The sequence below is a fragment of the Ruegeria sp. ABV3_008 genome (assembly GCF_056161185.1).
On sequence record NZ_JBSWYP010000001.1, the window covers coordinates 418,428 to 432,827 of the forward strand.

Below are 14,400 nucleotides of genomic sequence, written 5' to 3' on the forward strand. Positions count from 1 at the left end.
GTGATCTGATGGGATGGGAACCAACTGCACATGACTGAAAAAAATCAACCGATCAGCGGCAATGATCTGGCGCGGTTCTCCGGGCCGAACACGTTCATGCGGCTGCCGCAGGCGACCTCGCTGGCCGGGCTGGATGTGGCGTTGTTGGGGATACCGATGGATATCGGCACCTCGTGGCGGTCGGGCACACGGTTCGGCCCCAAGCAAATCCGCAGCGAAAGCGCGATGATCCGGCCCTATAATATGGCCACCTCGGCAGCCCCGTTCGATACGTTGCAGATTGCGGATATCGGCGATCTGGCGATCAATACGTTCTCGCTGTCGGAAAGCCTCAAGATCATCAAAGACAGCTATGACGGTATCCTTGCGCAGAATGTGATCCCGGTGGCGATGGGCGGAGATCACTCCATCACCCTGCCGATCCTGCGCGCGATTGCCGCCAAACACGGGCCGGTCGCCCTTGTGCATGTGGATGCCCATGCAGATGTAAACGACGAGATGTTTGGCGAGCGTGAGACCCACGGCACCGTCTTCCGCCGCGCCCACGAGGAAAAGCTGATCGTCCCCGACAAGACCTTTCAGATCGGCATTCGCGGTTCGGGCTATGCCTCTACCGATTTTACCGAGGCGCAGGGCTGGGGCTTCCAGCAATTTCCCGCGTGGGAGTTGTGGCAGCAGAACCTCACGCAGATCGGCTCGCAAATCCGCAAGACGGTCGGCGATCACCCGGTCTACATCACCTATGACATCGACAGTCTGGACCCCGCCTACGCCCCCGGTACGGGCACGCCCGAGATCGGAGGGCTGACTACCCCGCAAGCGATGCAGCTGATCCACGCGCTGCACGGCGTGAACGTGGTGGGCTGCGATCTGGTGGAGGTGTCTCCGCCCTACGACCCGTCGGGGAACACGGCCCTTACGGCCGCCAATCTTCTGTTCGAACTTCTGTGCATTCTGCCCGGTGTGACGTCACGGTAGCTGGCCGGGTTCGCCTTGAAACGGCATCTGTTCCGCATAGGGTTCAGAAAAAGGACAGAGACGGAATGAAACGCATGCTGATTTTGGGTGTTGTTGGTCTGGTGATCGCACTGGGAGCCTATATCCGGCTCGCGCCCTCCGATCCGGTGGACTGGCACGTTGCCCCTCAGGCCGAGACCAACCAGGATCTGCAAGGCGGCGTACTGCGCGTGGTCGAAACAGGGCCAGAGGGGTTGGCGAGGCTGGATGCCATTGCCCGCAACGCGCCGCGTACAACATTTCTGGCGGGGTCGGTGGGTGAGGGGCGGATCACCTATATCACCCGCACAAAGATCATCGGCTTCCCCGACTACACCACAGCCCAGCAGGACGGAGACGTGTTGCGCATCCATGGCCGCTTGCGCTTTGGCCGCAAGGATTTCGGGGTGAACAAGGCCCGCGTTGATGGGTGGCTGGCGCAGATGTAGGCAGTGTTCAGGACGCGGATGTCTTGAGGGTCTGATCTAGATCAGGCCAATCCAAATCCGAGGACAGGCATCCTTCCTGCACCTCGCGCCACATCGGTACATTCAACGACATCTGGCATTGCGCGGTGAAAATCCGGCCATCAACCTGCAGGCAGATCATTTGCCCCAACTCGATCCGCGAGCCTGATTTGTCAGTGCAATAGCAATCGCGAACCTTTCCATCCGGCCCGACATAGTCGGCCATGGCGGGTAGTGCGAGCAGCGAAAAAATGAAAACCAACCCCTTCATGATCGAAAGCTTAGCACAAGGCTGGCCCTTGACCAAAGCCCCAGATTAAGAGACACCCGCCGGATGATCCCCGAAGAACGCCTTGAGCAGATAACCCAGCGATTCCAATACCTCGAAGCCGCCATGGCTGATGGCGCCTCGGGCGGGGATATCGCGACCTTGGCGAAAGAGTATTCCGACCTCAAACCGGTGGTCGATCAGATCCTTTTATGGCGCCAGTTGGTTTCGGATCTGGCCGAGGCCGAGGCGATGCTGGCCGACCCGGATATGAAGGAACTGGCCGAGGAGGAAATCCCCCAGCTTCAGTCCCGTATTCCCGAGGCCGAACATGCGTTACAATTGGCGCTGCTGCCCAAGGACGCAGCGGATGCGCGCCCGGCCATGCTTGAAATCCGTCCCGGCACCGGCGGGGATGAAGCGGCGTTGTTCGCCGGGGACCTGCTGCGCATGTACCAACGCTATGCCGAGGCGCGGGGATGGCGGTTCGAGATCATCGAAGAACAGGCCTCGGACCTTGGCGGCATCAAAGAGGTCGTCGCGCATATCAAAGGCGACAATGTCTTTGCGCGGATGAAGTACGAATCCGGCGTACACCGCGTACAACGCGTGCCCGAAACCGAAAGCGGTGGGCGTATTCATACCTCGGCGGCGACGGTTGCGGTTCTGCCCGAGGCAGAGGATGTCGACATCCAGATCGACGCCAATGACATTCGCGTTGATACGATGCGGTCGTCCGGAGCCGGGGGGCAGCACGTGAACACCACCGACTCGGCCGTGCGGATTACCCACTTGCCGACCGGTCTTGTGGTGACCAGCTCCGAGAAATCGCAGCACCGCAACCGCGAGATCGCGATGCAGGTGCTGAAAACACGCCTCTATGATCTGGAGCGTCAGCGGATCGACAGCGAACGCTCGGCGGATCGGGCCAGTCAGGTGGGCTCGGGCGATCGGTCCGAGCGGATCCGGACCTATAACTTCCCGCAAGGCCGGATGACGGATCACCGCATTAACCTGACGCTCTACAAGCTGGATCAGGTCATGCAGGGCGATCTGGATGAGGTGATCGATGCCCTGACCGCGGATGATCAGGCCCGGCTGCTGGCCGAGATGGCGCAATGATTGCGGCCCTGACCGCCGCCAAGGCGATGGCTGCCGCAACAGCCCGCCTGCGCGCTGCCGGTGTCAATGACCCGGCCCGCGACGCGCGGGTTCTATTGGCGCACGCGGCCCGAATTGAGGCCAGCCGCGTCACTCTGATCGCACCCGAGGAGCTGTCGCCCGACATCGCCGAACGCTATGAGCAACTGGTGTCGCTTCGCGCGATCCGGGTGCCCGTGTCGCATCTGTTGGGGGAACGTGAGTTCTACGGTCGTAACTTCCGCGTCAGCCGCGATGTGCTGGACCCGCGCCCGGAAACCGAAACGCTGATCGAAGCCGCGCTGAGCGAGCCGTTTGACCATGTTCTGGACCTTGGGGTCGGCTCAGGCTGTATTCTGGTGACGCTGCTGGCGGAGCGCGCCAGTGCCACGGGCCTGGGGGCAGATCTGAGCGAAGCGGCCTGTTTGCAGGCCAGCGCCAACGCCGTGCAGCACAATGTGCAGGACCGGGCCGAGATTGTGCGCTCGGATTGGTTCGAGCGGATTGAGGGGCAGTTTGACCTCATCGTCTCGAACCCGCCCTATATCGCGCTGTCCGAAATGCAGGACCTGTCGCCCGAAGTGCGCGAGCATGAACCGCGCATGGCTTTGACCGATGAAGGGGACGGGCTGGACGCCTATCGCAGGATCGCGGCGGGTGCACCTGATTTCCTGATGGCGGGCGGGCGCTTGCTGGTTGAAATCGGGCCGACACAGGCCAAGGACGTGTCGGCCTTGTTCGATGCCGCTGGCTTGTCGGATATCCGCGTCATCCCTGATCTGGATGGGCGCGACCGTGTTGTTTTGGGCAGAATCCTGGGTTGAAGGCAGCGTTTGAGGCCGAAAAGCGCCGGTCTTTGTAAAAAAGCTGCGAAATATCCCAGAAACCTCTTGTCTGAGGCGGCAGGACATGTTTACTCAGGAATGGTCGGAGAGGTTGACGCTGGTTCAGCGCGCCCCTGACGCCAAGCCCAAAAAAGCCGATGACACGTTACGGGACAGGCCTCTGAGCAGCGTAAGGTACGGGTTGATCGGCAGCGAATTGATAAGGCTGACGTAAAGTAAGATGAGATCTTCCAAATCCCGCTCGCGGGCCAAAAATAACCGCAATCGTCCTTCTGGCGGCAACGTCGTCAACCGTGTGTTCGACAGCTCGGGCCCCGAGGGCAAGGTGCGTGGCACACCGCAGCAGATCATTGACAAATACAACCAGCTTGCGCGCGACGCACAGCTGTCCAACGACCGTGTCGCGGCTGAGAACTTTCAGCAACACGCCGAACACTATCTGCGGATGCTGAGCGAAGCACAGCGCGAGATTGAAGCGCGCCGCGAAGAGCAGGAGCGCCAGAACCGCGAACGTCAGGCAGAACGCGACCGTGAACGCGCCGAGCGTCAGGAGCGTGAAGCCGCCCGTCAGGCTGATCCGGCCGAGGCGCCGCAGCCAGATGTGATGGATTTCAACGCGCCTGAACCTGCACCGGAAAGCGGGTTAGTTGAGACCCCTGAGAGCAAAGACAAAGGCGCTCAGGCCCCTGAGAAGAAGGAAAAGCCCGCGCGCAAACCGCGTGCGCCGCGCAGGCCCAAAGCTGCACCTGCGGCTGAGGAAGCGCCAAAAACCGACGGGGACGCGCCCGAAGCGGCCGAGTAAGCCCTGCACGGATACGAAGAAAGCCCCGGTTTTTTCCGGGGCTTTTTTGTTGCGCCTAGATCGCTTTGCGTTTGATTGGAATCGAAATACGCTGCCTCTCCCTGCGGTCGTACACGCATTTCGGTGGCTTTGCCTCAGCTAAAACGCAAAACGCTTTAGGTTTTTTTGACTTCGCACGAGAGGGCACAAAAGGCCTCAAGCGGGACCTGTTCGGCCCGCTCGGTAGGCTTGATGCCGGCTGCGATCAGGCGGTCCTCGATATCAGGCGCCACACCTTTCAATGAGGCACGCAGCATTTTGCGGCGTTGATTGAATGCCGCGGCAACGACGCGGGAAAGGGTGCTGGCATCGGCTGGATAGCGCGGCTCCGGCAGGGCGGTCAGGTGAACCACCGCGCTGGAGACTTTGGGCGGCGGGGTGAACGCACCGGGGGGCAGAGACATGGCGATACGTGCTTCGGTTCGCCATTGGGCGAGAATCGCAAGGCGACCATAGGCTTTGCTTCCGGGTTGGGCGACGATGCGTTCGGCCACCTCGCGCTGAAACATCAAGGTCAGGCTCTGCCAGAAGGGTGGCCATTCCAGCGGGGTCAGCCAACGCACCAGTAGCTCGGTGCCGACATTGTAGGGTAGGTTGGCCGCAACGCGGATCGGTGGGGTCAGGTGTTCCAGCGGATTGATTTCCAGCGCGTCGCCGTTGATCACCTCCAACTGGCCGGGATAGGCGGCGGCGATGTCGTTCAGGGCGGCGATGCAGCGGGTGTCTTTTTCCACCGCCACGACCTTGCGCGCGCCCTCAGATAGCAGCCCACGGGTCAAGCCTCCGGGGCCGGGGCCGATTTCCAGAACGTCACAAGTGCTGAGGTCTCCGGCCTGGCGCGCGATCTTGGCGGTCAGGTTCAGGTCAAGCAGAAAGTTCTGGCCCAGCGATTTGCGGGCGGACAGCTGGTGGGTCGCGATGACTTCACGTAGGGGGGGGAGGGTGTCGATAGCGCTCATGATACGGTTACCGTGACGCGTTTGGGGGTGTCAGCGCCAGTGATTTTTTGCCTCCGGCGGGGATATTTCCAGCCAGGTGAAGGATCAAGCGCTTTGTGCCATCTTCTGCGCGAGTTTCAGTGCTTCGATCAGGCTGGTTGGGTTGGCGATGCCTTGCCCTGCGATGTCCAGAGCAGTGCCGTGATCGGGCGAGGTGCGGATGAAAGGCAGGCCCAGGGTGACATTCACGCCCCGGTCAAAATCCAGCGTTTTAATCGGGATCAGGGCCTGATCGTGATACATCGCGATTGCTGCATCATAGCGGCTGCGCGCGGCAGCATGGAACATAGTGTCGGCGGGATGTGGGCCGGTCACGCTGTAGCCCTCGGGCTGCAGGTTCGCTAGCATCGGGGCGATCCAGTCCAGTTCCTCAGTTCCCATCTTGCCGCCTTCGCCCGCATGGGGGTTCAGGCCAGCCACGGCGATGCGCGGGGCCTCAATGCCGAATTGGGAGCGTAGGCCGGTGGCGGTGATCTCGATCGTGTCGTGCAGCAGGGCCGGGGTCAGCTCTTGCGGGACACGGGAGAAGGGGATGTGAATGGTCGCGGGCACGACGCGAAGCTGATCGCTGGCCAGCATCATCACCACCCGTTCACGGCCTGCCAGAGCCGCCAGAAATTCGGTGTGGCCAGGGTAGGAGAAACCGGCCCCGTCGATGAGCGCCTTTTTGTGGATCGGGGCCGTACACAGGGCCGAGGCCGCGCCGGATTGCACAAGGGAAACGCCCTGTTCGATGGCATCAATGACCGACGGTGCATTGGCTGGCGTGGGTTGGCCGGGCGTGTTGGGGGCTGGGAAGTTCAGCTGCAAAACTGGTAGCGCGGTTTGGGAAACCGAGATGGCCTCGGCCGGGTCGCTGATCAGCTTGGCTTGTGTGTCTGATGGCAGGTGCGCGACGTCGCCTATGTAGAAAAAGGGACAGGCGTCGCGCAATTCCGCCCATGCTTTGGCGGCGATCTCGGGGCCTATGCCCGCCGGATCGCCGCAGCTGAGCGCAATGGGCGCGCTCATTGCTCGATGATGCTGGCGTCGGCGCGCAATTGTTCCAGCAGGCTGTCCGCAAAGGCTTGAAGGCGCTGTTGCGTCAGCGCATTCGCGACATCCGCGCGAGAGGTATTTTCGCCCAGATTGCGGGTGCGGTTGCACAGCATCAGGAACATCAGTGTTTGGCCGTTGTTGCGTGTCAGCGTGGTCGAGACGTCGTTCGGGTCCAGCTTGGCCAGCTCGACCGCAATATCACGCGGGATCTCGGAGGGAGCCGCGTCGACACGCTCCAGCACCTCGGCCGGTTGCTCCTGCGCGATACCGTAAAGGTCATCACAGGTGTCGATCTCTTCACGCAGTTTCGCGGCAGCTGCCAAAGTCTCAGCGCTACGGCCGCCGGCCATGTAGTAAATGGCGTAGTCGATCTTGGAATAGGAGGGCGTGCCGGTTGAAACTTCGCGCAAGCCACGCATCTGGAACAGAGCGATGGCGTTGGGCAGAGCGATCGGGCTAGTGATCTCACCATTCTTCAGGCCCAGAACCACGGGCTGCAGTGCTGGGGGCAAACCGGACAGGTTCAGCCAGTCGAGCCGGCCGCCATTGCTGCGGGTTTCTGCAGCCGAGTATTGCGCAGCCGCAGCCGAAAACGCGTCAAACCCTTCGAGATTGGCGATTTCTTCAGCGAGAAGCTCGGTCTGGGCGAGGGTCTGCTGGTTTACAGGAATGATGATTTCAGACAACAAGACCTGAAGTCCGCCACCGCCGCCCTGACCCAGAGCACGGTTGATCTCTTCCTCGGAGGGGTTGGCCTGAGACAGAAAACGCGCGCTGATATAGTTGCGCCATGTTAGCTGATCGGCGACGAAATCGCGGACCGTTTCCGGATCGACGCCTTCGTTGGCCAGCAATTGCAGGAACTGCTCGGTGCTGAGGCGCCCGCGGGCCGCGAATTCATCGACACCCGCCTGAATCGCCTCGGGCGGGACCTCGATCCCGGCTTCGCGCACGGCTTGTTTGCGCAAGCGGTCATCAATCAGTGCTTGCCGGACTTCGGCCTCGGACCCGCCAGAGATACCGAGTGCGTTTATGAATTGCTGACGTTGCTCCAACTCATACCAAGTTACCACGTCCTGATTGACCCGGATCGCTGGCGAAAACAGGCTTTGCGCAAACGTATGGGGCGCGGTGAAAGTAAGAGTCGTAGCGGCCAGGGCCGGAAGCACCAGCCGGATCGAAGCGGAACGAAGAAACCGTGAGAAAGTTGATATCAACTGCATGTTCTCTTGTAAGTGTTACCAGCGCCTTCGAGGGCGTATCCTGTCAGGGATACGGTAAAGCCGAATTCGGTCGAAGGCTCAATAGTTGATGTTGAAGTAAAGCGCCGCCTTACGGACATGTTAACCCGAACGCATTCGTTCTGGTAGGTCACGCCGAGGCCCAGGCGAATGGGTTCGGATTCGTTCAGGTCGTAGCGGGCCTCGGCCCGGGTCAGCCAGTTCTGGTCAACCTGATAGCGCCCGCGCAGCCAGACCTCGGAGACCGCCTCTTCGATGTTTTCAGCCGGGTCGGGTTCCAGCCAGATATAGCTGCCGGTGAAGGCTGAACCTTCTTTCGCCCACTCTCCACGCAGCTCGGCCTTGGCAAAGCTAAGGTCACCGTTGAGAATTCCGCGACCGGCCAAAGACCAGCCATTGGCGGTTTTGAGCTGACCGGCCAGTAGGATATCGGACGATGTGCCCTGTAGTCCCGAAGTCAGAGTGAAATCCGGATCGGCATCCGCACGAAAGACTTGGCCCACCGTGGCAAGCGCCTGCCAGCCTCCGCGACCATAGCGCGCCCAGTTGACGCCAACAGCGGCGGTTGCGCCGTCCTCGCGGCGATCCTCGGCCGGAAAGCGCGACAGTGACAGTAGGTTGCCCTCGTCGAATTCCTGGAACGTGCTTTCGTCGATAGGCACGTCATTGTCAGAGACATCCGTCCAGCCGAACTGAACGATGGGTTCCAGAAACTGCGTCGCGCCGGATTTTTCGCGGCGTGTCATCGGATAGCGCAAGGTCAGGGCGGCCCGAGGGGTCGTCCGGGTTTCTTGCGTGGGGAAATTGCTGTCGTGGCGGATGTTGAACGCGTCAATGGAGGCACCGAACAACGCATCTGCCCGCAATCCGGTGGCAAAAGTCCAGCTGCGCAGCCATTCGGCGTCAAAAGTTGTGCGCGCCACGTCGCGTCCGACCACGTCCTCATCGCTGGTGCGCTCATGCGCGTGGGCGATGACGTTCACCCGGACCTCTCCGCCGACGGAGGTTGGGAAATAGCGCTTTTGGAAGTTCAGATCGAAAATGCGCGAGGGGATTTCATCCTGATCTTCGCTGTCACGCAGCGTCTTGTAGTGAATGAAGCTGGTCCGGAACGCCGTATCGCGCTTGATCCGTTCTAGCGCAACTTCGCTGCGGAGGCGGTCCAAATCGGGCAGACCGTAATCGGCAAGATAGGAATCATCCGAGGCCGTCTGCAGATCGAATGTAAAGCGATAGTCGTTTTTGAAGTCGAACCAGCCTTCGGCGAACAGATAACCGCGATCCTGATCCGGTTGTATGTCGTCCCGGGTCTGCGCGCCGTTGATCTCGATCCGACCATTCACGAAAGCCTGTCGATAGCGATAGCCAAGCGTTGTGGTTTTGGGCGAGACATAGGGCGTTAGGGTCAGGTCCTTATGGTCGCCAATTTTAAAGAAATACGGCACCTGCACCCCGGTTCCAAGCTGCGAAGTGGTGCGAATGGACGGTACCAGAAAACCGGTTGCACGCTCCAGCGTCGGGTCGGGCAGGCGCAGATAGGGGAAGTAGAAAACGGGAACGTCCAACACCCGCAATTGTGCCCCCTCAAAGTAAAGTTGCCGCTCTAACGAGTCATGCGTGACCTTGCGCGCCCTGATCTGCCAAATCGGCGGGCTCCCATCGGTGCAAACGTGGCACGAAGTTGCAGCGATCTTGCTGAATTGCGTATAGCGCCCTCCGGCGCGGCGTGCTTGAACGGATGCAATTTGTACCTGCTGCTCGAACACCATCCGCGCGCCCACCAGCAGGCCATTCTGAAGCCCGTTGTCCAGTTGCGCCGACTCCGCCAGTAAAGTCGTCTGCCCACCCTGATCAATGCGGACGGGGCCATCCAGCGTCAGCTCTCCAGTTTCGCGGTCGTAAACGATACGATTGGCGCTGAGTTTGACGTTGCTCTGAAACGCCTCGACATTGCCTTCAGCCACAAGCTTGCGTTCGGGCGTGATAAAAATCTTGTCGGCTACAAGCAGCGCCGGTTCTTCCTCTTGGGCTGGGCTTTGGGTGACGGTTAGATCGGACAGATTCTGCGCGGCCAGGCCAAGGGGCAAGGTCAGGGCCAGCAGGCTGGTCGCTGCAAACGGCAGAAAACGTCGCATCAGCCGTCCTCCGCGTGCAGCAATAGGCCAAGCGAGAGTAGGATCGCTGCAAAGGGCGGTGCCCAGGCGGCGACGTAGATCGGAAGCTGGCCGTTTTCGCCAAGTATCTGCGCGAAGTTGCGCACGAAATAGATCGCAAAGCCCAACAGAACAGCCGTCAGCACCGCTACACCGGTCCCACCAAAGCGCACATGGCGCATGGTGAAGGCCGCTCCGATCAGGACCATGGCAACCAGAAACAGGGGCCGGGCAAGTTGGACATGCAGCCAGACCTCATATTGCTTGGTCGAAAACCCGGCCTCACCCAAATCTCGGATCAGCTTGGGCAGATCATAGACCGAGACCGAGTCCTGCTTACCCAGCGTGTCCAGAATGCGTTCGCGCGTCAGCGTGGTCGGCAGCTCAAGACGTTCATGCGAAACAGCGTTTGTTTCAGGGTTGAGGTCGTCTCGCAGCGGCCAGAGTTTGGCGTCGGTCAAAACCCAGGTTCCGTTGGTTAGCTCCGCGCGTTCGGCCACGATCTGCTGGTTTGGCTTTCCGCCGCCCGAAAAGGTGATGATGGTCACATCGTCAAGACCCAGAGTATCCCCGTTCGATGTACCCCTGGCGTGGATCACGGATTGGCCATTGTCCGAGCTTTGGCGCAGCCATAGCCCCTCGCGGCTGATCGACAGGGCAGAGCTGCCATCGTCGCGATAGGCATCCGATAGACGCTCGAACTCTTCCGAGGTGGCAGCGGCGATCGGGTTCAGCAAAGCAACGGCCAGAATGCCAATCATAAGGGCCAGGGTGACGGGGGCCACCAGTGCCCGCAGGCCCGAGCGTCCGGTGGCGCGGGTCACCACCAGTTCTGAGGTGCGCGCCAGCCCAACGAACAGCGCGATGGTGGACAGGATAATCAGCAGGGGCAGCATCTCGCTGATCGCGGCAGGGGTGTTGAGCAGTGTCAGGCCCAGCAATTGGCCGACCGACAGGTCATAGTCGTCAAAGCGGCGCAGCTGTTCGATCAGGTCGATCAGAATCATCAGGGTCAGAAAGATGCCGCCGATGACCACAAAGCTTTGAAGAAAGCGGCGCGCGAAGTAGCGGTCGAGGATCACGGAAAGACCCTCTCAGGGCTTGAAACGCAGGGGTTCACGCCCGGATCGCCAATGCATGTCATCATGCGCGACAGCGAATGCCTGCCGTTTGGTGCCACTTAGATCTCCCCCGAGCCTGCCGTTTATTTTTGCAGGACCTTAATGCAAATGGCGGGCGGGGAAAACTGCTATCTGGTCAAGCCGCGCAGCGCGGGCTAGGTCTTGGGGAACAGATTTTGAGGAGTTTGCTATGAGCAGTCTGGTACCAATCCGTTTTGAGGCTTTTGACGTGGATGCCATGGCGCAGGCGGAAGGGCGCGTGGCAATCATCATTCCCGCCGATGGCAAGATGAGCCCAGCCGTGCGACGTGCCAACAAACTGACCCGTGGAGCGGTTGCTCGATTGGTGGAAAGTGATCGGTTCGAAAAGGTGAAAACCGGGGATGTGATCTCTCTGGCGTGGCCGGTTGGTATGGCCGCGCAAGCGTTGGATATCGTGGTTCTGCCACGCCGCCCCGAAGTGGATGAAGCGCGCAAAGCGGGGGCGGCATTGGCAAAACTGGCCGGTGGCAAAGACCTATTGGTGATGGCGGGCAATCAGGTGCGCGTGGAACATCTGGCGATGGGCATCGCTCTGCGCAGCTACGATTTCGACGTCCACAAGACCAAGGAAAGCGATGCGACAGGTTCGGTCGCGATCAGTCACAGCAAGCATGACGAGGCCGAGGCGGCCTTTGCACCGATGTATGCGGTTGCCGACGGTGTGCGGATGACCCGCGACTTGACGAATGAGCCTGCGAACATCCTGACCACTACCGAATTCGCCGACCGTCTGGACGAGATGAAATCGCTGGGCCTCGAGGTCGAGGTGCTAGAGGAAGACAAGTTGGCCGAACTGGGCATGCGCACGCTGCTGAGCGTTGGGCAAGGCTCGGTTAGCCCGTCGAAAGTTGTGGTGATGCAGTGGAACGGGGGCGATAAAGACGATGCGCCTCTGGCTCTGGTCGGCAAGGGCGTTGTGTTCGACACCGGGGGGATCTCGTTGAAACCTGCGGGTGGCATGGAAGACATGACCATGGACATGGGTGGTGCAGGCGTTGTGGCCGGTACCATGCGCGCGTTGGCCAAGCGAAAGGCCAAGGCCAATGTGGTCGGTCTTGTTGGGCTGGTCGAGAACATGCCCTCGGGCAATGCGACCCGTCCGGGCGACGTGGTGAAATCAATGAAGGGCGATACTGTCGAGATCATCAACACAGACGCTGAGGGCCGTTTGGTTCTGTGCGACGTGATGTGGTACGCGCAGGAAAGGTTCTCTCCGGTCGGTATGATCGACTTGGCGACCCTGACCGGGGCGGTCATCATCGGACTTGGCCATGAGAATGCGGGTGTCTTCTCGAACAATGACACCTTCTGCGATGCCTTTCTGAAATCGGCCAAGGCCGAGGACGAAGGCGCGTGGAGGCTGCCTTTGGGCGCGGCCTATGACAAGCAGCTGAAATCGCGCATCGCCGATATGAAGAATGTGGGCGGACGGCCTGCCGGTTCGATCACCGCGGCGCAGTTCCTGCAACGCTTCGTCAAGGAAGAAACGCCATGGATTCACCTCGATATCGCCGGTGTCGCCTCGGTCGCGGCTGAGACATCTTATGCCCCTAAAGGGGCAACAGGCTGGGGCGTGCGTGCGCTGAGCCGCTTTGTGCAGGACAATTTCGAGTAAACCTATGGGGGCCGTCTATTTCTATCACCTGACCGGTCAACCGCTGGAGCATACTTTGCCGGTCCTGCTGGACAAGGCGCGTCAGGCCGGGTGGAAGATTGCCGTGCGGGGGACTGATCCTGCCCGGCTGGACTGGCTGGACGAAAAACTGTGGCTGGGACCCGAGGACGGGTTCCTGCCGCACGGTCGGGCCGGTGGGCCGCATGATGCGATGCAACCGATCCTGCTGACGTCGGACATGCAGGCCGCAAATGATGCCAGCTGCGTGATGGCGGTGGACGGGGCGGCGGTCGACCCGGATGAGGTCGCCGCGCTGGACCGGGTTTGCATTCTGTTCGATGGCAATGACATGGAAGCCGTTCAACATGCGCGCGGCCAGTGGAAAGCGCTGACCGGCGCGGGGTGTTCAGCGCAGTACTGGTCCGAGGAATCGGGTCGTTGGGAGAAGAAAGCCGAAGCCTAGCGCGCGGCTGTTGCGGAAATCAGGAGAGCGACAAATGGAAATGAAGCCTTTGGGCCGCACCGGGATCATGGTGTCTGATCTGTGTCTCGGGACGATGACATTCGGATCGCAAACCTCGGAAGCGGACGCGCACACGCAGATGGACGTGGCGCTGGCAGCCGGGATCAATTTTGTCGACGCCGCCGAGATGTACCCGGTCAATCCGGTTGCCAAAGAGACCATTGGTCGGACCGAGGAAATCCTTGGCAACTGGAACGCGGCCAATGCCGCGCGCCGGGGGGATTTTGTTCTGGCCACCAAACACTCGGGCGAGGGGCTTGGCTTTGTCCGCGACGGCGCGCCGATCACCGCTCAGACAATCCCCGAGGCCATCGAGGGCTCACTGAAGCGTTTGAAGACCGACTATATCGACCTCTATCAGTTTCACTGGCCCAATCGCGGCAGCTATATGTTCCGGCAGAACTGGACGTTCTCTCCGAAAGGGCACAACACCGATGAAGTGCTGGAGAATATGCAGGAGTGTCTGGAGGCGCTTCAGGTTCAGGTCGACAAAGGCAATATTCGGGCTTTTGGTCTATCCAACGAAAGCGCCTGGGGGACAGCGCAATGGCTGCGCTTGTCCGAGCAGATGGGCGCCCCTCGGGTGGCGTCGGTTCAGAACGAATACTCGCTTCTGTGCCGATTGTTTGATACGGACATGGCCGAGTTGAGCGTTCATGAGGATGTAGGCCTGATGGCGTTCTCGCCTTTGGGAACGGGTTTGCTGACCGGCAAATATCAGGGCGGTGCCATTCCCGAAGCCTCGCGCATGTCACTGACGCCTGAACTGGGGGGGCGCAAGTCCGAGCGGGTTTTTGATGCCGTTGATGTCTATTTGCAAATCGCCGCGCGGCATGGGCTGGACCCGACATTGATGGCGCTGGCGTGGTGCCGGACCCGTCCGTTCATGATGTCAGCCATCTTTGGCGCGACGACAGTGGCGCAGTTGGAGCATATCCTGTCTGGCATCGATCTGCGCTTGTCGGATGAGGTTCTGGCCGAGATCGATGCGGCGCACAAAGCGCATCCGATGCCGTATTAAGACGTTTCGGGTTTTTCTCGAAGCGATCTAGGGGGCGCTGCCCCCGCCGCGCGTGCCGCGCGCCTCCCCCGAGGTATTTCCGGCCAGATGA

General features: G+C 60.6%; 14 protein-coding genes. 8 read left to right on the top strand and 6 right to left on the bottom strand.

The window, feature by feature from the left end:
- Window positions 1-30 precede the first annotated feature (30 nt).
- Together speB and ACXAH8_RS02095 are read left to right on the top strand one after the other, a co-directional pair.
- Window positions 31-978, top strand: a complete 948-nt coding sequence (gene speB / locus ACXAH8_RS02090) for an agmatinase (RefSeq protein WP_475215665.1) — start codon at window positions 31-33, stop codon at window positions 976-978.
- A gap of 65 nt (window positions 979-1,043) precedes the next feature.
- Complete coding sequence (locus ACXAH8_RS02095; RefSeq protein WP_475215667.1) at window positions 1,044-1,445, top strand: DUF1499 domain-containing protein; 402 nt, start codon at window positions 1,044-1,046, stop codon at window positions 1,443-1,445.
- A gap of 7 nt (window positions 1,446-1,452) precedes the next feature.
- On the opposite strand, the gene ACXAH8_RS02100 is transcribed toward ACXAH8_RS02095, so the two are convergent.
- Window positions 1,453-1,734 (bottom strand): hypothetical protein, encoded by a 282-nt coding sequence (locus ACXAH8_RS02100; protein ID WP_170458634.1) that lies wholly within the window; start codon window positions 1,732-1,734, stop codon window positions 1,453-1,455.
- 63 nt (window positions 1,735-1,797) lie between these two features.
- On the opposite strand from ACXAH8_RS02100, the gene prfA reads away from it, so the two are divergent.
- The 3 genes from prfA to ACXAH8_RS02115 all read left to right on the top strand — a co-directional run bounded on the left by prfA (window position 1,798) and on the right by ACXAH8_RS02115 (window position 4,518).
- Window positions 1,798-2,853: a peptide chain release factor 1 gene (gene prfA, locus ACXAH8_RS02105; protein WP_475215669.1), complete on the top strand. Its 1,056-nt coding sequence runs from the start codon at window positions 1,798-1,800 to the stop codon at window positions 2,851-2,853.
- Complete coding sequence (gene prmC / locus ACXAH8_RS02110; RefSeq protein WP_475215671.1) at window positions 2,850-3,695, top strand: peptide chain release factor N(5)-glutamine methyltransferase; 846 nt, start codon at window positions 2,850-2,852, stop codon at window positions 3,693-3,695. The genes prfA and prmC overlap by 4 nt, the downstream gene beginning before the upstream one ends.
- Before the next feature lie 241 nt (window positions 3,696-3,936).
- Window positions 3,937-4,518 (top strand): DUF4167 domain-containing protein, encoded by a 582-nt coding sequence (locus ACXAH8_RS02115; RefSeq protein ID WP_475215673.1) that lies wholly within the window; start codon window positions 3,937-3,939, stop codon window positions 4,516-4,518.
- Between the two features lie 155 nt (window positions 4,519-4,673).
- Here ACXAH8_RS02115 and rsmA read toward each other — a convergent pair whose 3' ends face one another.
- From rsmA to lptG, 5 genes are all read right to left on the bottom strand, one after another.
- Window positions 4,674-5,516: a 16S rRNA (adenine(1518)-N(6)/adenine(1519)-N(6))-dimethyltransferase RsmA gene (rsmA, locus tag ACXAH8_RS02120; RefSeq protein ID WP_475215674.1), complete on the bottom strand. Its 843-nt coding sequence runs from the start codon at window positions 5,514-5,516 to the stop codon at window positions 4,674-4,676.
- An 84-nt stretch (window positions 5,517-5,600) separates the two neighbouring features.
- Window positions 5,601-6,566 carry a 4-hydroxythreonine-4-phosphate dehydrogenase PdxA gene (gene pdxA, locus ACXAH8_RS02125; RefSeq protein WP_170664991.1) on the bottom strand — a complete coding sequence of 322 codons (966 nt, stop codon included), beginning with the start codon at window positions 6,564-6,566 and terminating at the stop codon, window positions 5,601-5,603.
- Entirely contained in the window at window positions 6,563-7,816 is a 1,254-nt protein-coding gene (locus tag ACXAH8_RS02130; RefSeq protein ID WP_475215675.1) for a peptidylprolyl isomerase, read from the bottom strand. Before ACXAH8_RS02130 ends, pdxA begins: the two co-directional genes overlap by 4 nt.
- Window positions 7,807-9,969, bottom strand: coding sequence for an LPS-assembly protein LptD (locus ACXAH8_RS02135; protein WP_475215676.1), 2,163 nt, complete (start codon window positions 9,967-9,969; stop codon window positions 7,807-7,809). Before ACXAH8_RS02135 ends, ACXAH8_RS02130 begins: the two co-directional genes overlap by 10 nt.
- A complete protein-coding gene (lptG, locus tag ACXAH8_RS02140; RefSeq protein ID WP_170373910.1) occupies window positions 9,969-11,069 on the bottom strand; it encodes an LPS export ABC transporter permease LptG in 1,101 nt (366 codons plus the stop codon). The genes ACXAH8_RS02135 and lptG overlap by 1 nt, the downstream gene beginning before the upstream one ends.
- Before the next feature lie 229 nt (window positions 11,070-11,298).
- Between lptG and ACXAH8_RS02145 the strand changes: the two genes are divergently transcribed.
- Genes ACXAH8_RS02145 through ACXAH8_RS02155 form a run of 3 tightly spaced genes read left to right on the top strand, consistent with a single transcriptional unit; the run spans window position 11,299 to window position 14,309 of the window.
- Window positions 11,299-12,765, top strand: coding sequence for a leucyl aminopeptidase (locus ACXAH8_RS02145; protein WP_475215677.1), 1,467 nt, complete (start codon window positions 11,299-11,301; stop codon window positions 12,763-12,765).
- A 4-nt stretch (window positions 12,766-12,769) separates the two neighbouring features.
- A complete protein-coding gene (locus tag ACXAH8_RS02150) occupies window positions 12,770-13,228 on the top strand; it encodes a DNA polymerase III subunit chi (protein WP_475215678.1) in 459 nt (152 codons plus the stop codon).
- A gap of 34 nt (window positions 13,229-13,262) precedes the next feature.
- Entirely contained in the window at window positions 13,263-14,309 is a 1,047-nt protein-coding gene (locus ACXAH8_RS02155) for an aldo/keto reductase (RefSeq protein WP_475215680.1), read from the top strand.
- The last annotated feature ends 91 nt before the right edge of the window (window positions 14,310-14,400 follow it).